Source organism: Collimonas fungivorans (genome assembly GCF_001584145.1).
In the GTDB taxonomy this organism is placed as follows: domain Bacteria; phylum Pseudomonadota; class Gammaproteobacteria; order Burkholderiales; family Burkholderiaceae_D; genus Collimonas; species Collimonas fungivorans.
In genome coordinates this window covers 668,604-689,571 of sequence record NZ_CP013232.1, presented here as the reverse complement: position 1 = coordinate 689,571, position 20,968 = coordinate 668,604, and the positions used below count along the sequence as shown (strand labels likewise).

Below are 20,968 nucleotides of genomic sequence, written 5' to 3'. Positions count from 1 at the left end.
TCAGAAACTTGATATTCAGCTTTACTGCGCTTGCGGCGCCCTATGCGGACACCAGCAACAAACTAATTCTGGTGCCCTTGACGTGGATCGAACACGTGGCCTCTCCCTTACCAAGGGAGTGCTCTACCACTGAGCTACAAGGGCTATGCCGTACGCGTGCTTCTGACTACAACACGCCCAACTTATTTACCTGCAATACTTGCAAAACTGCTGGAGCGGGTGAAGGGAATCGAACCCTCGTCATAAGCTTGGAAGGCTTCAGCTCTACCATTGAGCTACACCCGCAAATTACCGAATTTTCACTTCACCGCTACAATTTTTATACTTTTTACTGCTTCCCAAAATGGTGGAGAGGGCTGGATTCGAACCAGCGTACTCGTAAGAGGGCAGATTTACAGTCTGCTGCCATTAACCACTCGGCCACCTCTCCGCAGGGAACCCCAGATTATAGTAAAGCACCCTTGGAGTGTCAACCATGGAAACTGATTTCTTCTAAATATTTCTTAGTTTTTTCAGTTTCCCGGTCGGATCGCCGCCGGGCCTGGCCGGAATCGGGAAAAAGCGCAAAAAACGCTTCACCGGCCAAGGGGCGAGATAATATCAGAAACGCGTCTCGCGTGCAGCTCTTAGAAAGCCGTCGAGAATTGGCGTGCAATCGAGCAATTGCGGGCCGCCGGCGCGGTGGAATTCCGGATGCCACTGCAAACCCATGACAAAAGCTGCCTTGCGGTAACGTATTGCCTCAACGATATTATCGCTGCCGGAAATCGCCTCTACCGTCAGGTCCCGCCCCAGGTCGCGCACCGCCTGGTGATGGATGGAGTTGACCACCCACTCGTTTTGCTCGCCGCCATGGCTATTGAACAATGTTGCCAATGAGGAACCTTGCGGAAACTGGATAGCATGGTGCAGGCGGTCGTATTCGTCGTTCACGTGCTTGATCGAGGTCGGGACATCGGTTGCGATGTCTTGGTACAAGGTGCCGCCAAAGGCAACATTGATCAGCTGGCAGCCGCGGCAGATGCCCAGCACCGGCTTGCCCGCTTCGATGAATTCATGCAGCAGCTCCAGCTCGTACATGTCGCGCACGCGGTCGCCGCCCCATTCCGGCCGGGTCGCCGCTTGCGCGTAGCTCTGCGGCGAGACGTCGGCGCCGCCCTGCAGCACCAGGCCGTCCAGGTGCTTGGCATAGTCGCGCAGCCGGATCGAGCTGGGATGGACCAGGCCGTTGGTGTTGACGGTAGGAATCATGAACACCAGCACATTGCGCGACATGACCCACTGCGCGATCGACTCTTCCAGATATTGCAGGGTGCGCCCGCGCAAGCCTTTGGCGCCTTCTTCCGGATGGAAAATCCGCGCTGAAATGCCGATCTTCAGGGTCCGCTGCATCATGCGCCGGCCGGCCTTGTCCGACAGCGCGCGGAAACGGGCGGCGATCAGCTTCCAGGTTTGCGGCCAGGGCGCGCTGTCGTCGTTGACCGGATCGGCCGCCCTGGGCGGAGCGCTGGCCGCCGCAGGCTTGGCTTCGGCCTGGGGTTCTGCCTTGGCTGGCTCGGCGGCGGATTCAGGAGTAACAGGTTTGGCCTCGGCGGCCTTATCAGGCACAGGAGGGACGGGATCGTTTGATTGGGAGTCGGACATATTTGTTGGAAATTGTCAGAAATAGAAATTTTTGGGAAAGTGCTGCTAGCATGTTCGCTGCAAGCAAAAATAGTGCCCTAGGGCCGGATCTTGATCAAACCGGCTCGCCAAAGTATAGACTTGATTCCTATGTGAGCATGGTTTTCCATATCAGTTCATCTTGAGTTACCCATTTTTACCATTTTGCCTAAACGTATCCCGCTCACCATGAACAAATCACCGCAAATCCTGATCCTGTATGCGCATCCGACGCCGCACCATTCGCGCGTCAACCGCCGCCTGGCGCAGGTTGCCGCCAAAGTGCCCAATGTGCAGGTACACGACCTGTATGAGCTGTATCCGGATTTCCATATCTCGGTGCGGCGCGAACAGGCGCTGGTAGAACAGGCCGACCTGATCGTATTCCAGCACCCGGTCCAGTGGTACAGCATGCCGGCGCTGCTGAAACAATGGGTCGATTCCGTCCTTACCCCCGGCTGGGCCTATGGCCCCGGCGGCGAAGCCTTGCGCGGCAAGGATTTCTGGCTGGTCGCCACCACCGGCGGCTCGGTCCGCTCTTACCAGGCGGAAGGCCACAACCTGTTCCCGTTCTCGGCCTTCTTGCCGCCCTACCAGCAAACCGCGCAGCTGTGCGGCATGCGCTGGCTGCAGCCGCACCTGCTGTTCGGCGCGCACCAGGTCAACCAGCAAACCCTGGCCGCACACATCGAGGCCTACCGCAAGCGCCTGGCGAACTATCCGAACTGGCCGGAATTGCTGGCAACCGACACCCCGATACCGCTCACAGGCAGCTAAACATCATGGAACAGAATCTCTTATTCAACGGCTTGATTTACCTGGCGGCGGCAGTGGCCGCAGTGCCGATCGCCAAGCGCCTGGGCCTGGGCGCGGTGCTGGGCTACCTGCTGGCCGGCATGGCGATCGGTCCCTGGGGCTTGCGCCTGATCGACAATGTCGAAGACATCCTGCATTTCTCCGAGTTCGGGGTGGTGCTGCTGCTGTTCATGATCGGCCTCGAACTCGAACCGAAGCGCCTGTGGTCGCTGCGGCGCTCGATTTTCGGCTGGGGCACGGCGCAGGTGGCGACGGTTTCGCTGGCGCTGTTCGGCGCCGCCGTGGCTGCCGGGGTCGACTGGAAAACCGCGCTGATCGCCGCGCTCGGCATGTCGCTGTCGTCCACCGCGATCGCCCTGGCCACCATCAACGAACGCAAGATCAACAGCACGCCTGCCGGTCGCGCCGGTTTTGCCATCCTGCTGTTCCAGGACATCGCCGCCATTCCCATGATCGCGATCGTGCCCTTGCTCGGCGTCGCCGCCGCCCACGGCAGCGGCGAAGGCTGGATCGGCGGCCTGAAGGTGGTGGCGGTGATCGCCACCCTGATCGTCGGCGGCCGTTACCTGGTGCGGCCGTTGATGCGCATGATCGCCCGCACCGGACTGCGTGAAATCTTCACTGCCTTTGCGCTGCTGCTGGTGATCGCCATCGGCCTGCTGATGGAATCGGTAGGCATGTCGATGGCATTGGGCAGCTTCCTGGCCGGCGTGCTGCTGGCCGATTCGGAATACCGGCATGCGCTGGAAACCGACCTGGAGCCGTTCAAGGGCTTGCTGCTCGGACTGTTCTTCATCGCCGTCGGCATGTCGGTCGACTTTGGCCTGCTGCTCAGCCAGCCGTGGCTGATTCTCGGCCTGGTGGCCGGTTTCCTGGCGATCAAGCTGACCGTACTGTACCTGCTCAGCAAAGTATTCCAGATCGCCCGCGCCCAGCAATTCCTGTTTGCGGCCTTGCTGTCGCAGGGCGGTGAATTCGCCTTCGTGGTGTTCGGCGCCGCCGCCGCCGCACGCGTGTTTTCTCAGGAAACCTCGTCTATCCTGGTAGTGGTGGTGGCGCTGTCGATGGTGACCACGCCGCTGCTGCTGGTGATGTACGACAAAGTCATAGCGCCGTATTTCCTGAATGCGCAGAAACGCCCCGACGATGACATCGACGACAATGAAAACCCGGTCATCATCGCCGGCTTCGGCCGCTTCGGCCAGATCATCGGCCGCCTGCTGCACGCCAACAAGATCGGCCTGACCGTGCTCGACCACGATCCCGACCAGATCGACCTGCTGCGCAAATTCGGCTTCAAGGTGTTCTACGGCGACGCCACCCGCATGGACCTGATGCACGCCGCCGGCATCGCCAAGGCGCGTTTGCTGGTGGTAGCGCTGGACGACATCGAAGGCAGCCTGAAACTGGTGGCGGCAGTGCGCCACGTCTTTCCCGACCTGCCGATCATCGCCCGGGCGCGCAACGTTACCCACTATTTCGACCTGATGGACCTGGGCGTGACCGTGATCGAACGCGAAACTTTCGAATCGGCGCTGCAGCTCGGACGGCAGGCGCTGCGCACCATGGGTTTCGGCGCTTACCGGGCGCGCCAGGCGGCGATGAAATTCCGCGCCCACAACCTGCAAACCCTGCACGATATGTATCCGCACCAGAAAAACCAGCAGGAAATCGTCTCGATCGCCAAGAAAGCGCGCGAGGAACTGGAAGAAATGTTTGCGCACGACCGCATCTTGCGCGAAGACATGCCCGCCAGCGGCTGGGATGATGAGGTATTGCCGTTGGATGAAACTACACAGGAGCCGACATGATCACCATCTATCACAACCCGCGCTGTTCGAAATCGCGTGAGGCGCTGGCGCTCGCCGAGCAATACAGCAGCGAGCACCAGCTCAAGCTGGAAGTCGTCGATTACCAGAAAACGCCGCTGACCCTGGCGCAGCTGAAAACCCTGCACAAGCAGCTGGGCGGCCCGGTCAGCGCCATGGTGCGCGACAATGAAGCGGAATACGCCGAGCTCAACCTGGCCCAGGCCGACGACACCACATTGCTGCAAGCGCTCGCCGCCCATCCGAAACTGCTGCAACGGCCGGTCGTGACTTACCAGGAACGTTCGGTGATCGCACGGCCGCCGCAGCTGTTCAACGACCTGATGGACACCTAGAGCAGCCGCACAACCAGGAACAGCACCGTCGACAGCAGGATGGTGGAGGCAAACGGCAGCGAGAATTTCCTGCCGAACAGGGTAAACCGCAGGTCGCCAGGCAAGCGGCCGAGTCCAAGCTTCTCCAGCCAGGGCAAGGCGCTGGAAAACACGATGACGGCGACAAAAATCACCAGCATCCAGCGGATCATGCGGCGCTTTCGGGCAGGATGGTCATAGGCGATGGCTGCGGTCGTGGCTGGCGAAGCGCGCCGGCAGCTCGGCATGGATGCCAACCGCCAGCACTTTGAACAGCTCCCCCATCTCGGCCGGCGACACCAGTTTTTGCAAGGCATTGGCTTGCGGCAGGTAAGCCAGTGCGTTCTCCGGCGGCGTGCGCAGCAGCAGCTTGCCGATCCCGGCTTCCAGCAGGAAGGCCGCCTGGCTGCTGTAGCCCAGCAGCTCCAGCCCGCTGTCAAGGGCGGCGACCGCCATCGCAGTGAAATCGACGTGGGCGGTGACATCCTGCAAACCCGGCAGGTAAAACGGGTCGGGATGGGCATGGTGCCGGTAGTGGCACATCAAGGTGCCCTGGTCGCGCTGCTGCAGATAATATTCCGCGGCCGGGAAACCATAATCGAAGAACAGCGCGACTGCTCCCTGCCCGGCCTTCAGCATGCTGCCCAGCGAATGCATGAAACCGATCGCCACAGGATGCACTTCGGTCAGGTGGCCGGTTGTCAGCGACTCCGCATCAGGAATCTGCGCGATCAGCGCCGGCTCCGCCGGGCGATCGATGTAGACAAATTGTCCATCTTCGCCATCGACGCCGGTTTCGGTCAGGCCGACCCCGCGCTGCAGCCAGCCTTGCTCGCCGCGCAACACCAGTTCGACCGGCATCGCGTCCAGCACTTCGTTGCCGATCACTACCCCGGAAAATGCCTCGGGCAAGCGATCCAGCCACTGCACCTGCGGGAATGCCTGCAGTTTCAGTTGCTGGCGCGCCCGCAGTTCAGCCGATAATTCAACGATGTAATACGCTTGCGGCGCAGCGGCGCCGGGTTCGCCAGCAGCCACGCCTGTGGCCAATTCAGTCAAGATGTCATGCGCCAGCTGGCCGCTGCCAGCGCCGAATTCAAGGATCTGCGGCTGCAGCGCAGGCGAGGAAACCAGCAATTCTGTTGTCAAATGGGCCAAAGTCGCGCCAAAAAGCGGCGTAATCTCGGGCGCGGTTGTAAAATCACCGTCTTTGCCCAATTTTGCCGCACCGCCGCTGTAATAACCGAGGTCCGGCGCGTACAGCAGCAGTTCCATATAACGCGCGAATGAAATCCAGCCATGCTGCCGGCGGATTTCAGTGGCGATCAGATTGTGTAACAGGCGCGATGCGCGCTGTGCTTCGACCGAAGCTTCGGGTAATTGCAGTTGCATGGCGCTATTGTAGAAGATATCGTCCAGGCGAAAGCAGGCAACGCCGATGAAACCGTGCAAAACAGGGTAAATAACAAGAGAAACAAGACCCGGCCATGCCGCCCAAGGAACCCTGTCCAGCAATAATGACCAGTTAAATGACCAGTTAAGCATGCTCACCACTCCAATCCGATCCGTAGCCCTTGTCACCGACGCCGCCAGCCCGGTCGGCCGCGCCATTGCGCTGGCGCTGGCGCAGCAGGGCTGGGACCTGGCGCTGCATTACCAGGATGACGCCGTGCCGGCGGCGCTGTCAGCACTGCTGCTGGATTGCCAGGCGCTGGGAGCGCAGGCGATGACGGTCCGCTGCAAATTGAGCAGGGAAACCGAGATCCATGCGCTGCTGCCAAACGTGGCGGCCGAACTCGGCAGCGTCCGCTGCATCGTCAACAACGCCAGCCATGCGGAACAGGACAGCCCTGCCAGTTTTTCCGCGGCGGTCCTGGAGCGCCACATGCAAAACAACCTGGCCGCCCCGCTGCTGCTGGCGCAAGCGCTGCATGCGGCGACGCTCCAGAATGGCGGCGCGCAAGCGGTAGTCATCAACCTGCTGGACCAGAAGCTGTTCAACCCGCAGCCCGATTTCCTGTCGTATACGCTGTCCAAGGCGGCGCTGCATAGCGCCACTGCCTTGCTGGCGCAGGCTTATGCACCGCAGTTGCGGGTGGTCGCGATTGCACCCTCGCTGGCGTCGCCATTGGTGGCGGCTGGAGGCTCGCCGAAGCCGCCGGCGACTTTAGAAGACATTGCTGCGACCGTCTGTTTCGTCGCCGCCTCCTCCGCCATTACCGGCAGCACGCTGCTGGTCGATGGCGGCCAACATTTGTATCCTCACCCACGGGATCACGCTGCAGCTCACAGCCAGCAGTCCCACCCTCACTGAAAACACCATGCTCTTCGCACTCATCCATCCCGACCTTAGCGATTGCCGCCGCCTGTTCCTGCGCGACTACGAAGTGCAGATCAATATCGGCGTCTACGAATTTGAAAAAAAGGGCGAGCAGCGCGCGCTGATCAATGTCGACCTGTTTGTGCCGCTGGCCCTGTCGACGCCCAGCAAAGACCATATGGATGAGGTGCTGGATTACAATTTCATGCGCAACACCGTAGCCAAGCGCATGGCACAAGGCCATATCCATTTGCAGGAAACCTTGTGCGACGACCTCGCCAACGCCTTGCTGCAGCATCCGAAAGTGCGCGCAGTGCGGGTCTCATCGGAAAAACCGGACGCCTATTCCGACTGCCACTCGGTCGGCGTCGAGGTATTCCGGATCAAACCGAAAGCCTGAGCGCGGAATCATCATGAATGACCTATTGAAGCAGGAAGTCCTTATGCAAGACCCAATCACAGCCCTGACGCCAGCCGACACCGCTGCCAACGCTCCCGGCGCCCGCAGCGTGGAGAAAATCGCCCACGAAAACAATAAGCTGCACAAGCGCCTGTGCCGCCAGGTCGGCCAGGCGATCGGCGATTTCAACATGATCGAAGACGGCGACAAGGTGATGGTCTGCCTGTCCGGCGGCAAGGACAGCTACGCCCTGCTGGACATCCTGATGACCCTGCGCGAACGGGCGCCGATCAGTTTCGAGATCGTCGCGGTCAACCTGGACCAGAAGCAGCCGAATTTCCCGGACCACATCCTGCCGGCCTACCTGGAGAAACTGGGAGTTGCCTACCATATCGAAAACCAGGACACCTACAGCATCGTCAAGCGCCTGATCCCGGAAGGCAAGACCACCTGCTCGCTCTGTTCGCGTCTGCGGCGCGGCATCCTGTACCGGGTCGCCACCGAACTGGGCGCGACCAAGGTCGCCCTCGGCCACCATCGCGACGACATCATGGAAACCTTCTTCCTCAACATGTTCTTCGGCGGCAAACTGAAGAGCATGCCGGCCAAGCTGCAGTCGGACGACGGCAAGCAGATCGTGATCCGGCCGCTGGCCTACGTCAAGGAAGCCGACCTCAGCCGCTACGCCGAGGTCAAGCAGTTCCCTATCATCCCTTGCGACCTGTGCGGCAGCCAGGAAAACCTGCAGCGCAAGCAGATCAAGGGCATGCTGCGCGAATGGGAAAAGAAATTCCCGGGCCGGGTGGAAAACATCTTTTCCTCGCTGTCGACGGTAGCGCCGTCGCACCTGATGGACCGCAACCTGTTCGGCTTTGCCGACCTGAAGGCCAGCGGCATTGCCGATCCCAACGGCGATATCGCGTTTGACGACGATCCATGCTCGACCCCGGCAAGCGTCGCCAGCATCATTCCATTGCGGCCGGCAGACTAATCCGTCGATTTCCCCGCCCGGCTATATAATCAAAGCGGACCAGCGGCGATCAGTGCAACCAGCTGAAGAGATTCAGCGAAACTGCGCCGCCTGGCCGGCAACTTATCAGGAGACGCGTTATGGCAGGGTCCTATGTACTCAAGAAGTCGGTGGATGGACAGTTTTACTTCCTGCTCTACTCTGGCAATGGCGAAGTGGTGTTGAACAGCGAAATGTATGTCGCCAAGGCTTCCGCCGAAAACGGCATCGCCTCGGTCCAGAGCAACAGCGCACAAGACGATCGCTATAGCCGCAACCAGGCTTCCAACGGCAAGTTCTATTTCAACCTGAAAGCCGCCAACCACCAGGTGATCGGCAGCAGCCAGATGTACAGCACCACCAGCGCGCGCGACGCCGGCATCGACGCCGTCAAGAAAAACGGCCCCAGCACCGATGTCAAGGACGAAGCCTGAGCGCTCGGCCAAAACATTCGTAAACACCGCGGCGCGGGCAAATTGCAAGTATTTGTAAGCCCTGTATTCGTTCCGTACGGCAAATCGTTTAATACCCAGGACCTTTTTCTGGAGATATGAATGAACCGTCGTCGTTTTCAACGTTACCTTGCCTTGTCGGCCGTCGCAGCGGCGTCCCTGTCGCTGGCCGCCTGCGTGGTCGAGCCGCCGCGCACCCGCGTCGAATACCGTGAAGCCCGGGTAGTGCAAGCACCGCCGGCGCCGCTGGTGGAAACGGCGCCGCCCGCGCCCTATCCCGATTCCTACTGGATCGCCGGCCACTGGAAGTGGGAAAACAACCGCTACGTCTGGAATAACGGCCATTGGGAACAATCGCGCCAGAACATGGTTTACCAGCATGCCTACTGGGCCAATGAAGGCGGCCAGTGGGTATTCCATGGCGGCCGCTGGGTGCCGATCAACAATATTTACAGCGCGCCGCCGGTGGTGATCAACGTCGCCCCGCCGCCGCCGCGAATTGAAGTCATGACACCCGCACCCAGCCCCAACCACGTCTGGATCGGCGGCTACTGGCGCTGGAACAACGGCCGCCACGACTGGGTCAACGGTCATTGGGAAGCGCGCCGCGACGGTTATTTCTGGGCTCCGGGACATTGGGTCCGCAACGGCAACAGCTGGGCCTTCTCCGGCGGTTTCTGGCAACGTTACTGATACCTGCACGCAAACAAAAATCGCCTCAATGCTGTGAAAACAGCATTGAGGCGATGTCTTTTCCTGCCTCGGCCGCCAATGGATCAGCTTAAGCAGGTTGTCATATATACAGCGCCGGCGCTGAATTTGCAGCTGCCGCGCATGATAAAATTTACCACCTATTTTTTCTCATATCGACCATGAACGTTGTCATTCTCGCTGCCGGCATGGGCAAGCGCATGCAATCCGCGCTGCCGAAAGTGTTACACCCGCTGGCGGGCAAACCGCTGCTGTCGCATGTGATCGACGCCGCGCGCGCCCTGTCCCCGACCACCTTGTGCGTCATCTACGGCCACGGCGGCGACGCCGTGCCAAGCTCGCTGGCTGCCGCTGACCTGGTGTTCGCCAAGCAGGAGCCGCAGCTCGGCACCGGCCACGCGGTGGCGCAAGCCGCTCCGCATCTGGACGAGGCCGTGCCTACACTGGTGCTGTACGGCGACGTGCCGCTGATCGCCAGCAGCACGCTGCAACGGCTGATCGACAGCGCAGGCCAGGACAAGCTGGCGGTCCTGACGGTGGACCTGCCGGACCCGACCGGCTACGGCCGCATCGTCCGCGAACACGGCAAGATCGTCAGCATCGTCGAGCAAAAAGACGCAACGCCGGAACAGCGCACGATCCGCGAATGCAATACCGGCATCATGGTGGCGCCCACCGCGCAGCTGAAGAAATGGCTGGCCGGCCTGTCCAACAATAATGCGCAAGGCGAATATTATCTGACCGATATCGTCGCCAGCGCCGTCGCCGACGGCACGCCGGTAGTATCGGCCCAGCCCGCCGCCGTGGCGGAAACGCTGGGCGTCAACAGCAAGGTGCAACTGGCCGAACTGGAACGCATCCACCAGCGCAGCATCGCCGAACGTTTGCTGGAACAGGGCGTGACCCTGCTCGACCCGGCGCGCCTGGACGTGCGCGGCGCGCTGAGCTGCGGCCGCGATGTCAGCATCGATGTCGGCTGCATCTTCGAAGGTGAAGTCAGCGTCGAAGACGGCGTCATCATCGGCGCCAATTGCGTCATCAAGAATGCCCGCATCGGCCGCGGCGCCAACATCAAACCCTTCTGCCATATCGAAGATGCGGTGGTCGGCGCCGCTTCCCAGATCGGACCGTATGCGCGCCTGCGCCCCGGCACCGAACTCGGCGAAGAGGTCCATATCGGCAATTTCGTCGAGGTCAAGAACAGCCAGATCGCAGCAGGCAGCAAAGCCAACCACCTGGCCTATGTCGGCGACGCCACGGTGGGATCGCGCGTCAATATCGGCGCCGGCACCATCACCTGCAACTACGACGGCGCCAACAAATTCCGCACCATCATCGAAGACGACGCCTTCATCGGCAGCGACAGCCAGCTGGTGGCGCCGGTGCGGGTCGGCAAAGGCGCGACCCTGGGAGCCGGCACTACGCTGACCAAGGATGCGCCGGAAGGCAAGCTGACCGTCTCGCGTGCGCGCCAGGTCACAATCGATGGCTGGCAGCGGCCGGTCAAGATCAAGAAGTAAATGAACTGGTAGGGTGGGCACCTGTGCCCACGCAGACCGTCGCTTATGCCAGAATCGCCTACCGCGTGGGCAGAAAATCTGCCCACCCTACAATTTTTATACTGCTAGCCGGGTCTCGAACTTGCTGCGATGGATAGAAAAATAAGTACGTACATTGCGCACATTCTTTTGCGCGGCAAACAGCTGGTGCGCCAGCGCATGGTAGGCCGCCATGTCCGCCACCTGCACCACCAGCACGAAGTCCGGCCCCGGCGACACCCGGTAGCATTGCAATAGAGCAGGCTCAGCCGCCACCAGAAGCTCAAACTCCTGCAAACGTTCCGCCGCCTGGTTGTCCAGCGTGACCTCGACAATCGCGGTCAGGCCGGCGCCGACCTTGTCCGGCGCCACAATCGCCACCTGGCGCAGGATGATGCCGGCGTCGGTCAGGCGCTTGACGCGCCGCAGGCAGGTCGGCGGCGAGGCATGCACCAGCTGCGCCAGCTGGTGGTTGGTTTGGGCGGCATCGGCCTGCAAGGCATTCAAAATCCGCTTGTCCAGGTCATCCAGAACGATATCCATGATGGGAAATGTAATTTATGAGATAAATTCAAGTATAAATGGAATAATATTTCATTCAATTTATAAAATGAAATATTCAGTCAAATATACACATATTTAGTAATCTTATTTCATAAGCGCTAGCCTAAGATACGCCCATTCACCTAATCAACGAGGAAAGCCATGTGCGGTATCGTCGCAGCAGTTGCCCAGATTAATGTCACCCCCATCCTGCTGGAAGGATTGAAGCGGCTCGAATACCGCGGTTACGACTCTTGCGGCGTCGCCTTGCATATAGACGGCAAATTGCAGCGCTCGCGCAGCACTTCGCGCGTGGCCGACCTGGAAATCCAGGTCGAGAAAGCCAGTCTCTCGGGCTTCACCGGCATTGCGCATACGCGCTGGGCGACCCACGGCGCGCCGGCCACCCACAATGCCCATCCGCATTTCTCGCGCGACCGCATCGCCCTGGTCCACAACGGCATCATCGAAAACCACGACGAACTGCGCGCCGAACTGCAAGCCGCCGGCTATCATTTCGAAAGCCAGACCGACACCGAGGTCATCGCCCACCTGGTCGACCACATGTACAGCGGCGACCTGTTCGCCACCGTGCAGCAGGCCGTGAAGCGCCTGACCGGCGCTTATGCGATCGCCGTGTTCTGCGTCGACGAACCGCACCGCGTGGTCGCCGCCCGCCAGGGTTCGCCATTGATCGTCGGCATCGGCAAAGGCCAGAACTTCGTCGCCTCCGACGCCATGGCGCTGGCCGGCACCACCGACCAGATCATTTACCTGGAAGAAGGCGACGTAGTCGACCTGCAATTGCAGCGGGTCTGGATCGTCGACGCCGCCGGCAAGGCGGTCGAGCGCGAAGTCAAGACCGTGCATGCCTACAGCAGCGCAGTTGAGCTGGGACCGTATCAGCACTACATGCAGAAAGAAATCTTCGAACAGCCGCGGGCCATTGCCGACACCCTGGAAGGCATCACCGGCATCATGCCGGAGTTGTTCGGCGACGGCGCCTTCAATGTGTTCAAGCAGATCGATTCGGTCCTGATCCTGGCATGCGGCACCAGCTACTATGCCGGCCTGACTGCAAAGTACTGGATCGAATCGGTCGCCAGGATCCCGGTCAACGTCGAAATCGCCAGCGAATACCGCTACCGCGACAGCGTGCCGAATCCGAATTCGCTGGTGGTCACCATCACCCAAAGCGGCGAAACCGCCGACACCCTGGCCGCGCTCAAACATGCGCGGTCACTAGGCATGCAACATACGCTGACCATCTGCAATGTCGCCACCAGCGCCATGGTGCGCGAATGCGCACTGGCCTATATCACCCGCGCCGGCGTCGAAGTCGGCGTCGCCTCGACCAAGGCCTTTACCACCCAACTGGCGGCGCTGTTCCTGCTGACCCTGGCGCTGGCGCAAAGCAAGGGCCGCCTCAGCGACGAAGAAGAAGCCGCCCACCTGAAAGCCATGCGCCACCTGCCCGCCGCACTGCAAAGCGTGCTGGCGCTGGAACCGCATATCGTGGCCTGGGCCGAAGCCTTCGCGCGCAAGGAAAACGCCCTGTTCCTGGGCCGAGGCATCCACTATCCGATTGCGCTGGAAGGCGCGTTGAAGCTCAAGGAAATCACCTACATCCACGCCGAAGCCTACGCCGCCGGCGAACTCAAGCACGGCCCGCTGGCGCTGGTGACGGAAGAAATGCCGGTGGTGACCGTGGCGCCAAACGACACGCTGATCGAGAAGCTGAAATCGAACATGCAGGAAGTGCGCGCACGCGGCGGCCAGCTCTATGTTTTTGCCGATGCCGATTCGCACATCAAGTCGAGCGATGGCGTGCATGTGATCCGCTTGCCGGAAAATTATGGCTTGCTATCGCCTATCCTGCACGTCGTGCCGCTACAGCTCTTGGCGTATCACACGGCGCTGGCGCGGGGGACCGATGTGGATAAGCCGCGTAACCTGGCAAAGTCGGTTACTGTCGAGTAGGATACCCTAGCAAAGCCGCGCCTATTCCTTACAATTAAAGTCGAAAACAGGTCATTAAAGTCGAAAACAAGACATTAAAGTCGAAAACATCGATACGCGCTTTTCGGCGACGTATATCTCGCTGCATCTGTGAGGTGGTGACCGGTTTCAATACGACGTTATGTCGTGGATAGATACGCGCCATTCATAGCAAAGCATGCTATCTGTCAGCAGTAGCCAGTCGAGCAATACCGACAAAGGTCTGCTCCAGACTACTTGCGATCACGGGGCTTCGATGTGACTTCAAACAGTCCTATAAAAAGGCGCTCCTCCACTATCTTGGAACGAAGAGCGGCTTAGACGAGTAGACCGGTCGGGGCCAGAAATTTCTCAACGAACGGCTGGTTTTCATAAACCTGGCAGGCGGCTCACGACCCTAAGCCGCCAGTCGAGTTTCTCCAAAGCAGACACTCAACATGTTATTTCGGCGGTTCCGAGGCGTTGGCGTTGTATATATCGGCCCCTAAACGTTTGCCAGCAAAATTATACCAACGCCCATGCCCAGTACCCAAGCAGCCAAGAGTAGAAACAACCGCAAATTCCAGCGTTCTTTGATGGTGGCGTTTGGCCTACTTGTGCTAATTAACAGGAACGATATTGTTTTAGTGACTGGATGAAGTTTGTTTGGCTCGTCGACACCTGTCGTGCAAAGCATCCCAAACAAAAGTGTAACGCCTATAAGAACCAGAAATACGTGAAGGAACCAAGCCGAAGGGAGTACCCATGCTGAAAAGGCACCCATAGCGAATGAGCCGAAATTTTGCAGTACGCGGTTGTTTTTCATTTCATATTCGGTATAACTTCGCGCTACAACGAGAACCTAATGACAACCGCGACCGGTCGGTACTGGCCGGCAGTTTCCGATTGGCTTCTTAACCTTTTGCGGACGTTCAAAATACTGTTTCATCGAAGTCGGTAAGGGACTATCGGACAACTTCGGAATCACCGACTCTAAAAGAGCTACAGTCATCCGCATCCTCAATTAGAACACTCTGATTATTGGCGAAACTAAAAATAACTTTGCTACCTCTCGGGGTTGGCTGCATTTCAAACGACAAGAGTCGCTGACCAAGAATTCCGAACATCTCACCAACGTTCGCGTGAGGATAGTCGCGGCTAAATTGGGAGGGACTATCGTAGCCCACCTGATAGCCCGCGCTCGCCGCATCGAGGCCGTCACTGACCATCAGGCGGCGAGCCTCCTGCATTCTCAACTGATTTCTGAATTCCAGCGGGCTCATTGCCGTAATGGCCTTGAAGTGGTCATGAAACGTCGAACGACTCATCCCGGCAATCTTGGCGATGTCGTCAATACGAAAAACCTCCTTGAAATGCGCCCTGATCCAGAGGATCGTCCGCGCGATCTGCCCATGCCGGCTATCGGACTGCGTGATCGCGTAAATGACGTCGCCGCTCGGCCCGGAAAGCAGCCGATAGAAGACCTCGCGCACCGCCAGCGGCCCCAGCGCCTCAAGATCATCAGGCGTGTCCAGTAGCGTGACGAGGCGTATGACGGCATCGAGAAGGCCCGAAGTCATTTCATTGAGGCTAAGCCCCGCCGGGACGGCACCCCCTCCCTGACGAGGGTGCTTCAACGCCAGCTCCGTGAGCTCCGGGGAGTTGAGATCAAGTTGCAGGCACAGGTAGGGATGCTCCGAAGTCGCCTCGACAACGGTGCCCACGACAGGAAGCCCGACCGATGCCACCAGATAGCTGGCCGGATCATAGTAAAAGACGCTGGTGCCCAGCGAGGCACGCTTGCGTCCCTGTGCAACGAAACATACTGTCGGCTCGTAAATAACTGGCATCGGCATTGTCGGCGCCGAATAGCGGATCAGCTTCACTCCGGGCAGGGCGCATTCAAAAGTGCCGTCCACCAGCGCATGCCGGGCGATTACATTCCTGAACAGATCAATTTGAGACATAGGGCTTTATTCCACAAATTTCTAGTATCCGAAGGTCTGTTTTTTGATCGGCTTCGGACGATCGTGCAAGTTTACCGGAAATTCCGTCTACCGGTGCTCCCCCTGAAATCAAGAGAATAGACCCAAGCGAAGATTGCTTTTCAACCCGGCCCTGTGGTCCTTGCCAAGGGCCTGGCTGAACAGCAGTGCTACGCAGAAAGCTCCTCAAATCAATCACATCCATACAGAGAGAACGATCATGACCACACCGACCTCGCTTAACCATTACCGCCTTCTCGGGCGCTCCGGCCTTCGTGTTTCACCGCTGTCTCTTGGCACGATGACCTTCGGCTCCGATTGGGGCTGGGGAGCCGATGATGCAGAGGCAAGGCGCATCTTTGATACCTACGTGGATCGCGGCGGCAACTTCATCGATACTTCCGTCAACTATACGAACGGGGCCTCCGAGCGAATTCTAGGCAGCTTTATGAAAGGCAAGCGCGACCAGATCGTACTTGGCACTAAGTTCACGATGGCCCGTGATATGGCCAATATCAACTCCGGCGGCAACCACCGTTTCAATCTCGTGCGATCGGTCGAAACCAGTCTGCGCCAACTGGACACGGATCGTATTGATCTGATGTACGTTCATGCTTGGGACTTCACGACCAGGCCCGATGAAGTAATGCGTGCGCTGGACGATCTGGTACGTACGGGAAAGATTCTCTATTTGGGTATCTGCAATACGCCGGCCTGGCGCGTGGCAGAACTGCAAACTTTGGCCGATCTTCGGGGTTGGTCGCCGCTGGTTGCGCTGCAGATCGAGTACAGCCTGGTGGAAAGAACCGTGGAACATGAGCTTCTGCCCATGGCAAAAGCCCTTGGACTTGGCGTGCTACCTTGGTCACCGCTTGGCGGCGGCATTCTGACCGGTAAGTATAGCCGTGCCGATCTCTCCGATGAAAACGGAGCGGATATTGCCACCAGCCGCAAAGGTGTAATCGCATCGTCGGGACATCTCAACCAGCGCTCCCTGGATATTGCCGATGTGGTCGGTGTAATCGCAGAGGAACTGGGCGTCTCTCGTTCGCAAGTCGCAATCGCCTGGACGCTGACCAATCCGGGCGTCGTCTCTCCCATCATCGGAGCGCGTACGTTAAGACAGGCGGAAGACAATCTGGGCGCATTGGAAGTGGCTCTGAGTGAGGATCAACTGGCTCGCCTGAATGAAGCTAGCGCGCCGGCACCAATCTTTCCCGAGCGCTTTGTCGGACGCCCGATGGCCCAGCAGCTGATCTTCGGTAGCGCCAAGCTGGCCGGCAGGAACTGAAGCGTGGTTCGCAGCGCATCTACCTGACTAATCAGTCCCCCTGATCGGCGCAGCCTGCAGCAGATACGTGCGTACGGCGGCGTCGGTCACTAACAGATAGACCACAAACAAAACAGATTACGAAACTACTATGAAGAAACATTCTTACGTCGGCATGTGGGTCACCAAAGACGGCAAAATACGCCAGGAACTGCTATCAAACGGACGCTATGACGAGGCACGGGGCGCCAAAAAGAGTATGTATCAAGGCCGGTATGAAGTAAAAGGCAACCATGTTGACTACTGGGACGACACAGGATTCACGGCAGACGGCACCTTTGTCAGCAACGACGAACTCCATCATGGCGGAATGACTTTTTACCGTGAGAAGTAAGCAGGCATCATCGCCAGCGGTAATCTCGAATGTACTCACTAGGCTGACGGATACAGGCGGCTTCACAAATCCGTGGTTTCTACGGAGGCTAATTCACGAGCCGCTCTCGTTGCATAAAAAACATTCAATCATTTGCAGATTACGCAACGAGAATTATCTGTTAATTTCATTTGCGGATTGGGCTCGACGGGCAGACTTTTCAGAAATAAAAAGAGCTTCCCGGTTCCCAATTATTGCCATTAAATCCACGCAGTCGTAATTGGGATTGTGGCGGTCTGGAACTACCTTGTTGAACAATCGCGCCCAACTACCAGAATTGATTCCAGAGGCGCGCGCAAACAAACTGGCGAGCATCGATAGGTTCAGGTTGACGCCAAGACCTCGGCAACCCAATCGACGAACGCGCGCACACGCGGAGCCAGCTGACGCTGGTGCGGATAAACAACCGACACCGGTAAAGGTGCGGCTCGATAGTTCGGCATCACTTCAGCGAGTTCGCCATTTGCGAGATGGTCTTCTATCGTGCGGCGAGGTAACTGGGCGAGACCAAGGCCAGCGAGGCAACACGCAACGTAAGCTTCGCTGCTGCTGACTGAAATGGCGGCGCGCGTCCTTACCGTTTTTGTCTGGCCTTGTTCGACATATTCCCATGGCAGGTTGCTGCCAGTACGATCGGAAAAATAATTCACTGTAAGGTGATGCTGCAAGTCGGCCACCGTGTGCGGTGTGCCTTGACCCGCCAGATAGGCAGGCGCCGCACAGTTGATCTGCTCGAGCATGCCAATGCCCCTTGCTACCAACGCCGAATCCGCCAAATAGCCGACACGTACTGCGCAATCGACGCCTTCACCCACTAGGTTGACCAGCTGGCCACGCGTGGCCAGCCGGATCTGAATATCCGGATAACGCCTGACGAACGCAGGCAGGGCAGGAATGATGACCAAACGCGCAAGTCGCTCCGGCAGGTCAACCCGGACAACTCCACGAGGATTATTTTTTGGACCTGTGAACAGGGCGTCCGTGTCATTCAGATCGGCAAGCACCCGGGTACAGGCTTCGAGGTACTGCGAGCCTTCCGCCGTCAGCTTCACTCGTCGGGTCGTCCGCTGAAATAATCGTACGCCGACCTGCCGCTCGAGAGCCTGGATAGCCGTACTGGCGCTTGATGGAGGCATACCGAGGCGGTCCGCAGCCTTCCTGAAGCTTTCCAGCTCGGCCACCTGGACGAACAACTGCATGGTAAGGAAGCGATCCATTGATTATTCGATTATTACGTTTAATGAATTCATTGTACGTGGATTTATCTATTTTCCCTCGGGCTTTAGACTACGCAATATCGAATGTATCAAATGCGTATTTTATCAATGACATTGGGAGTAACAACATGAAAAACCATAACAAGAAAACAATGATGGGCCGACGCCAAGCCATCAAGATAGGCTCTGCTGCAATGGTTGCCGGAATACTGCCACAGCTCTCGTGGGCGCAACGGGCTTCGCCCGCGGCTGGCAATCCGATCCGTATCGGTTTTTGCACCGATCTTTCTGGTCCGTATCAGGAGGTGGACGGTCCCGCTGGCGCTGAAGCTATCCGCATGGCGATCGAAGACATGGGCGAAACTGTTGCCGGCCGACGCGTAGAACTTGTTCTTGGCGATCACCAGAACGACCCACAGCGCGCTGCCGCGATCGCGCGTCAGTGGTGCGCGCACGACGGCGTGGACATGTTGATCAGCGGCGTCAACTCAGATACGAGTCTGGCGATGACTGCGATTGCTGCGGAGCATGGCAAACTGGTTTTTGTCGTGGGGGCGGGCACCTCTGTGCAGACGCGTGAGCGTGCCAACCCCGCGATCATTCAATACGCCTACGATACCGGCGCGCTTGCCACTGTGCCTGGCGTGCTGTTGACGCACCAAGGACTACGGCGGTGGTTCTATGTCACCGCCGACTATCCGTTCGGGAGGGAACTCCAGGAGCACGGAAGCGCTGCGGTCAGGGCTGCTGGTGGCATAGTCGTTGGCACGGCCATCAACCCGCACGATGCGGATGACTTCGTTCCCTACTTGAAATTAGCGCTCGATAGCGATGCCCAAGTAATAGGACTCGCGAATGGCCATGCAGAGTTGCTAAAAGCGATGGCGGCGGTCGATACGCTGGGGCTGGCGCAGAGGATGAAACTCGTTGGTCTCCTCACCTTCATCGACGACATCCACCACATGGGATTGGCGAAGGCACAAGGGCTGTACCTTGCGGACAGCTGGTTCTGGACTCGCGATGCAGATACACGTCGCTGGGCCGAGCGATTCTTCGCTCGTCGGCAACGGATGCCTTCTTCGCTCCATGCTGCCGACTACTCGGCAGCGCTCCAATACCTGAAAGCGGTCGCTGCGACTGGTACGACCGATCTTGGTAACGTGCTTACACATCTGCGGCGCGTGTCATTTGACGATATGTATATTAAGAAAGGCCGACTACGCGAAGATGGAATCTTGCTGCACGACATGCATCTCCTTCGCGTTAAAGCGCCGGCGCAGTCGAGTAGCGAATGGGATTACTACGAATCTATCGCAACGCTGGCGGGCGAAGATGCATTCCAGCGTAGATGAGGCGCAATACCTATGCATAGCGTTCAGAAAAAAAAGAAAGGGATTGATGATCTATAAACTGGGTGTCGGATACTTGTTACATATCAAATCGAAGTGTGATCTCTAACTCTCCCCTAGGGCGGGACGGCGCAAGAAAATGCGCCGCCCTTTAAGGCTGAAAGCTTCGCTTAAAAATGACCAGCCAAGGGACCGGACCTCACAATATCTACTTCAAGCCACCGGACACGAAGATCGTGTCGCCGCTGATCCAGCCTGACTCGTCGGAAGCCAGAAATACAGCGACGGGAGCAATGTCACTCGGCTTGCCAAGGCGACCCAGCGGTGTTGCTGCAATCATTTGCTTTTCCATCTCAGAACCGAGGAAGCCCGCTTGTTGCGCACCTTCGGTCTCGGTGCTACCTGGGGCAATGGCGTTGACGCGAATCTTCCGACTACCAAGCTCCTTTGCCAGGACGCGCGTAATCGTTACCACCGCACTCTTCGTAGCGGCGTAGACGGACGAATAGGGCCCGTTGAGCGAAACTCCGGCGGTCACGATGTTGATGATGCTACCGCCCTCGGGGCCAAAGTGCTTTACTGCCTCTTGGGTTGCCAGGAAGACCGACAATACGTTGCCATTGAACTGGTCGTGGAAGTCTTCCTCGCTGAATGCATCAATGGCCCCGAACCTGTAAATGCCGGCATTGTTGACCAGGACGTCGAGCCGGCCGAATGACTCCAAAGTCTTGTCGAAGAGCCGCTTCACGTCAGCCGTCTTCGAGACGTCACTCTGGACCGCGATGGCTTTAGCGCCGCTTCTAACGATTTCCTCTACCACGCGGCCGGCGGCCGCTTGGTCGGATAAATAATTGACCACAATTGTGGCGCCTTCTGCCGCAAGTCCTTTTGCAATTCCTGCGCCAATGCCCTTTGATGCGCCTGTAACGACGGCGACCTTACCAATAAGATTAGTCATATCGATTCCTTAGTATTGAATCCACCAGGCCGCGGAGCGCCCGATTGTTCCTGCTCATTGCACGCTCCGGTTTGCCGGACGCGCATCCCATTTAACGTGAGGGGACATTACATCATGCGACGGAAAGTAGATAAACCAGAAAATAT

At 58.4% G+C, this 20,968-nt stretch carries 21 protein-coding genes and 3 tRNA genes; 13 read left to right on the top strand and 11 right to left on the bottom strand.

All coding sequences use genetic code 11. The features are described 5' to 3' along the window. Positions 1-69 precede the first annotated feature (69 nt). The 4 genes from CFter6_RS02830 to CFter6_RS02815 all read right to left on the bottom strand — a co-directional run bounded on the left by CFter6_RS02830 (position 70) and on the right by CFter6_RS02815 (position 1,644). Positions 70-144 (bottom strand) — tRNA-Thr (locus CFter6_RS02830). A gap of 67 nt (positions 145-211) precedes the next feature. Further along, positions 212-285, bottom strand: a tRNA-Gly gene (locus tag CFter6_RS02825). 59 nt (positions 286-344) lie between these two features. Then, a tRNA-Tyr gene (locus CFter6_RS02820) sits at positions 345-430 on the bottom strand. Positions 431-600: 170 nt separating this feature from the next. Then, positions 601-1,644, bottom strand: a complete 1,044-nt coding sequence (locus tag CFter6_RS02815) for a gamma-glutamyl-gamma-aminobutyrate hydrolase family protein (protein WP_061538661.1) — start codon at positions 1,642-1,644, stop codon at positions 601-603. A 207-nt stretch (positions 1,645-1,851) separates the two neighbouring features. Here CFter6_RS02815 and kefF point away from each other — a divergent pair, with 207 nt between their 5' ends. The 3 genes from kefF to arsC are packed head-to-tail and all read left to right on the top strand — an operon-like array spanning position 1,852 to position 4,642. Further along, on the top strand, positions 1,852-2,439 hold the full coding sequence (kefF, locus tag CFter6_RS02810) for a glutathione-regulated potassium-efflux system oxidoreductase KefF (RefSeq protein WP_150118610.1): 588 nt from the start codon (positions 1,852-1,854) through the stop codon (positions 2,437-2,439). 5 nt (positions 2,440-2,444) lie between these two features. Then, positions 2,445-4,289, top strand: a complete 1,845-nt coding sequence (kefC, locus tag CFter6_RS02805) for a glutathione-regulated potassium-efflux system protein KefC (RefSeq protein ID WP_061538659.1) — start codon at positions 2,445-2,447, stop codon at positions 4,287-4,289. Continuing rightward, the gene (gene arsC / locus CFter6_RS02800) at positions 4,286-4,642 is read left to right on the top strand and encodes an arsenate reductase (glutaredoxin) (protein WP_061538658.1); all 357 of its coding nucleotides are present in this window, start codon (positions 4,286-4,288) and stop codon (positions 4,640-4,642) included. The genes kefC and arsC overlap by 4 nt, the downstream gene beginning before the upstream one ends. Here arsC and CFter6_RS02795 read toward each other — a convergent pair. Next, complete coding sequence (locus CFter6_RS02795; protein WP_061538657.1) at positions 4,639-4,833, bottom strand: DUF2905 domain-containing protein; 195 nt, start codon at positions 4,831-4,833, stop codon at positions 4,639-4,641. The two genes, arsC and CFter6_RS02795, sit on opposite strands and share 4 nt — an antisense overlap. 22 nt (positions 4,834-4,855) lie before the next feature. Next, positions 4,856-6,052, bottom strand: coding sequence for a class I SAM-dependent methyltransferase (locus tag CFter6_RS02790; protein ID WP_061542186.1), 1,197 nt, complete (start codon positions 6,050-6,052; stop codon positions 4,856-4,858). 151 nt (positions 6,053-6,203) lie between these two features. On the opposite strand from CFter6_RS02790, the gene CFter6_RS02785 reads away from it, so the two are divergent. From CFter6_RS02785 to glmU, 6 genes are all read left to right on the top strand, one after another. Next, positions 6,204-6,974 carry an SDR family oxidoreductase gene (locus CFter6_RS02785; RefSeq protein WP_061538656.1) on the top strand — a complete coding sequence of 257 codons (771 nt, stop codon included), beginning with the start codon at positions 6,204-6,206 and terminating at the stop codon, positions 6,972-6,974. Positions 6,975-6,981: 7 nt separating this feature from the next. Further along, positions 6,982-7,380 carry a dihydroneopterin aldolase gene (locus tag CFter6_RS02780; protein WP_061538655.1) on the top strand — a complete coding sequence of 133 codons (399 nt, stop codon included), beginning with the start codon at positions 6,982-6,984 and terminating at the stop codon, positions 7,378-7,380. Between the two features lie 43 nt (positions 7,381-7,423). Next, positions 7,424-8,371, top strand: coding sequence for a tRNA 2-thiocytidine(32) synthetase TtcA (ttcA, locus tag CFter6_RS02775; protein ID WP_061538654.1), 948 nt, complete (start codon positions 7,424-7,426; stop codon positions 8,369-8,371). Positions 8,372-8,490: 119 nt separating this feature from the next. After that, positions 8,491-8,823 carry a YegP family protein gene (locus tag CFter6_RS02770; protein WP_014004369.1) on the top strand — a complete coding sequence of 111 codons (333 nt, stop codon included), beginning with the start codon at positions 8,491-8,493 and terminating at the stop codon, positions 8,821-8,823. Between the two features lie 120 nt (positions 8,824-8,943). Continuing rightward, positions 8,944-9,534 (top strand): YXWGXW repeat-containing protein, encoded by a 591-nt coding sequence (locus tag CFter6_RS02765; RefSeq protein WP_061538653.1) that lies wholly within the window; start codon positions 8,944-8,946, stop codon positions 9,532-9,534. Positions 9,535-9,713: 179 nt separating this feature from the next. Next, entirely contained in the window at positions 9,714-11,072 is a 1,359-nt protein-coding gene (gene glmU / locus CFter6_RS02760; RefSeq protein ID WP_061538652.1) for a bifunctional UDP-N-acetylglucosamine diphosphorylase/glucosamine-1-phosphate N-acetyltransferase GlmU, read from the top strand. 96 nt (positions 11,073-11,168) lie between these two features. On the opposite strand, the gene CFter6_RS02755 is transcribed toward glmU, so the two are convergent. Then, positions 11,169-11,633 carry an Lrp/AsnC family transcriptional regulator gene (locus CFter6_RS02755; protein ID WP_061538651.1) on the bottom strand — a complete coding sequence of 155 codons (465 nt, stop codon included), beginning with the start codon at positions 11,631-11,633 and terminating at the stop codon, positions 11,169-11,171. Between the two features lie 162 nt (positions 11,634-11,795). Between CFter6_RS02755 and glmS the strand changes: the two genes are divergently transcribed. After that, positions 11,796-13,613 (top strand): glutamine--fructose-6-phosphate transaminase (isomerizing), encoded by a 1,818-nt coding sequence (gene glmS, locus CFter6_RS02750; protein ID WP_061538650.1) that lies wholly within the window; start codon positions 11,796-11,798, stop codon positions 13,611-13,613. 502 nt (positions 13,614-14,115) lie between these two features. On the opposite strand, the gene CFter6_RS02745 is transcribed toward glmS, so the two are convergent. Together CFter6_RS02745 and CFter6_RS02740 are read right to left on the bottom strand one after the other, a co-directional pair. Then, positions 14,116-14,436, bottom strand: coding sequence for a hypothetical protein (locus tag CFter6_RS02745; protein ID WP_061538649.1), 321 nt, complete (start codon positions 14,434-14,436; stop codon positions 14,116-14,118). A 139-nt stretch (positions 14,437-14,575) separates the two neighbouring features. Continuing rightward, positions 14,576-15,577 carry an AraC family transcriptional regulator gene (locus CFter6_RS02740; RefSeq protein WP_236904501.1) on the bottom strand — a complete coding sequence of 334 codons (1,002 nt, stop codon included), beginning with the start codon at positions 15,575-15,577 and terminating at the stop codon, positions 14,576-14,578. Positions 15,578-15,815: 238 nt separating this feature from the next. On the opposite strand from CFter6_RS02740, the gene CFter6_RS02735 reads away from it, so the two are divergent. Next, on the top strand, positions 15,816-16,886 hold the full coding sequence (locus CFter6_RS02735) for an aldo/keto reductase (RefSeq protein WP_061542185.1): 1,071 nt from the start codon (positions 15,816-15,818) through the stop codon (positions 16,884-16,886). 130 nt (positions 16,887-17,016) lie between these two features. After that, on the top strand, positions 17,017-17,259 hold the full coding sequence (locus tag CFter6_RS02730; protein ID WP_061538648.1) for an Atu4866 domain-containing protein: 243 nt from the start codon (positions 17,017-17,019) through the stop codon (positions 17,257-17,259). Positions 17,260-17,621: 362 nt separating this feature from the next. Here the strand turns inward: CFter6_RS02730 and CFter6_RS02725 are convergent, their stop codons facing one another. Further along, positions 17,622-18,515: a LysR family transcriptional regulator gene (locus tag CFter6_RS02725; RefSeq protein ID WP_061538647.1), complete on the bottom strand. Its 894-nt coding sequence runs from the start codon at positions 18,513-18,515 to the stop codon at positions 17,622-17,624. Positions 18,516-18,643: 128 nt separating this feature from the next. On the opposite strand from CFter6_RS02725, the gene CFter6_RS02720 reads away from it, so the two are divergent. Next, the gene (locus tag CFter6_RS02720) at positions 18,644-19,867 is read left to right on the top strand and encodes an ABC transporter substrate-binding protein (RefSeq protein ID WP_167351348.1); all 1,224 of its coding nucleotides are present in this window, start codon (positions 18,644-18,646) and stop codon (positions 19,865-19,867) included. A gap of 205 nt (positions 19,868-20,072) precedes the next feature. On the opposite strand, the gene CFter6_RS02715 is transcribed toward CFter6_RS02720, so the two are convergent. After that, a complete protein-coding gene (locus CFter6_RS02715) occupies positions 20,073-20,822 on the bottom strand; it encodes an SDR family NAD(P)-dependent oxidoreductase (protein WP_061538645.1) in 750 nt (249 codons plus the stop codon). Positions 20,823-20,968: the final 146 nt, after the last annotated feature.

What these genes read in the sequence shown, in the direction of transcription:
- CFter6_RS02815 (WP_061538661.1), bottom strand. Translation starts at nt 1,644, where the DNA reads ATGTCCGACTCCCAATCAAACGATCCCGTCCCTCCTGTGCCTGATAAG.
- CFter6_RS02720 (WP_167351348.1), top strand. Translation starts at nt 18,644, where the DNA reads ATGAAAAACCATAACAAGAAAACAATGATGGGCCGACGCCAAGCCATC.
- CFter6_RS02755 (WP_061538651.1), bottom strand. Translation starts at nt 11,633, where the DNA reads ATGGATATCGTTCTGGATGACCTGGACAAGCGGATTTTGAATGCCTTG.
- arsC (WP_061538658.1), top strand. Translation starts at nt 4,286, where the DNA reads ATGATCACCATCTATCACAACCCGCGCTGTTCGAAATCGCGTGAGGCG.
- CFter6_RS02735 (WP_061542185.1), top strand. Translation starts at nt 15,816, where the DNA reads ATGACCACACCGACCTCGCTTAACCATTACCGCCTTCTCGGGCGCTCC.
- CFter6_RS02725 (WP_061538647.1), bottom strand. Translation starts at nt 18,515, where the DNA reads ATGGATCGCTTCCTTACCATGCAGTTGTTCGTCCAGGTGGCCGAGCTG.
- CFter6_RS02765 (WP_061538653.1), top strand. Translation starts at nt 8,944, where the DNA reads ATGAACCGTCGTCGTTTTCAACGTTACCTTGCCTTGTCGGCCGTCGCA.
- CFter6_RS02780 (WP_061538655.1), top strand. Translation starts at nt 6,982, where the DNA reads ATGCTCTTCGCACTCATCCATCCCGACCTTAGCGATTGCCGCCGCCTG.
- glmS (WP_061538650.1), top strand. Translation starts at nt 11,796, where the DNA reads ATGTGCGGTATCGTCGCAGCAGTTGCCCAGATTAATGTCACCCCCATC.
- CFter6_RS02795 (WP_061538657.1), bottom strand. Translation starts at nt 4,833, where the DNA reads ATGATCCGCTGGATGCTGGTGATTTTTGTCGCCGTCATCGTGTTTTCC.
- CFter6_RS02770 (WP_014004369.1), top strand. Translation starts at nt 8,491, where the DNA reads ATGGCAGGGTCCTATGTACTCAAGAAGTCGGTGGATGGACAGTTTTAC.
- CFter6_RS02745 (WP_061538649.1), bottom strand. Translation starts at nt 14,436, where the DNA reads ATGAAAAACAACCGCGTACTGCAAAATTTCGGCTCATTCGCTATGGGT.
- CFter6_RS02730 (WP_061538648.1), top strand. Translation starts at nt 17,017, where the DNA reads ATGAAGAAACATTCTTACGTCGGCATGTGGGTCACCAAAGACGGCAAA.
- ttcA (WP_061538654.1), top strand. Translation starts at nt 7,424, where the DNA reads ATGCAAGACCCAATCACAGCCCTGACGCCAGCCGACACCGCTGCCAAC.
- CFter6_RS02785 (WP_061538656.1), top strand. Translation starts at nt 6,204, where the DNA reads ATGCTCACCACTCCAATCCGATCCGTAGCCCTTGTCACCGACGCCGCC.
- CFter6_RS02790 (WP_061542186.1), bottom strand. Translation starts at nt 6,052, where the DNA reads ATGCAACTGCAATTACCCGAAGCTTCGGTCGAAGCACAGCGCGCATCG.
- kefC (WP_061538659.1), top strand. Translation starts at nt 2,445, where the DNA reads ATGGAACAGAATCTCTTATTCAACGGCTTGATTTACCTGGCGGCGGCA.
- glmU (WP_061538652.1), top strand. Translation starts at nt 9,714, where the DNA reads ATGAACGTTGTCATTCTCGCTGCCGGCATGGGCAAGCGCATGCAATCC.
- CFter6_RS02740 (WP_236904501.1), bottom strand. Translation starts at nt 15,577, where the DNA reads ATGTCTCAAATTGATCTGTTCAGGAATGTAATCGCCCGGCATGCGCTG.
- kefF (WP_150118610.1), top strand. Translation starts at nt 1,852, where the DNA reads ATGAACAAATCACCGCAAATCCTGATCCTGTATGCGCATCCGACGCCG.
- CFter6_RS02715 (WP_061538645.1), bottom strand. Translation starts at nt 20,822, where the DNA reads ATGACTAATCTTATTGGTAAGGTCGCCGTCGTTACAGGCGCATCAAAG.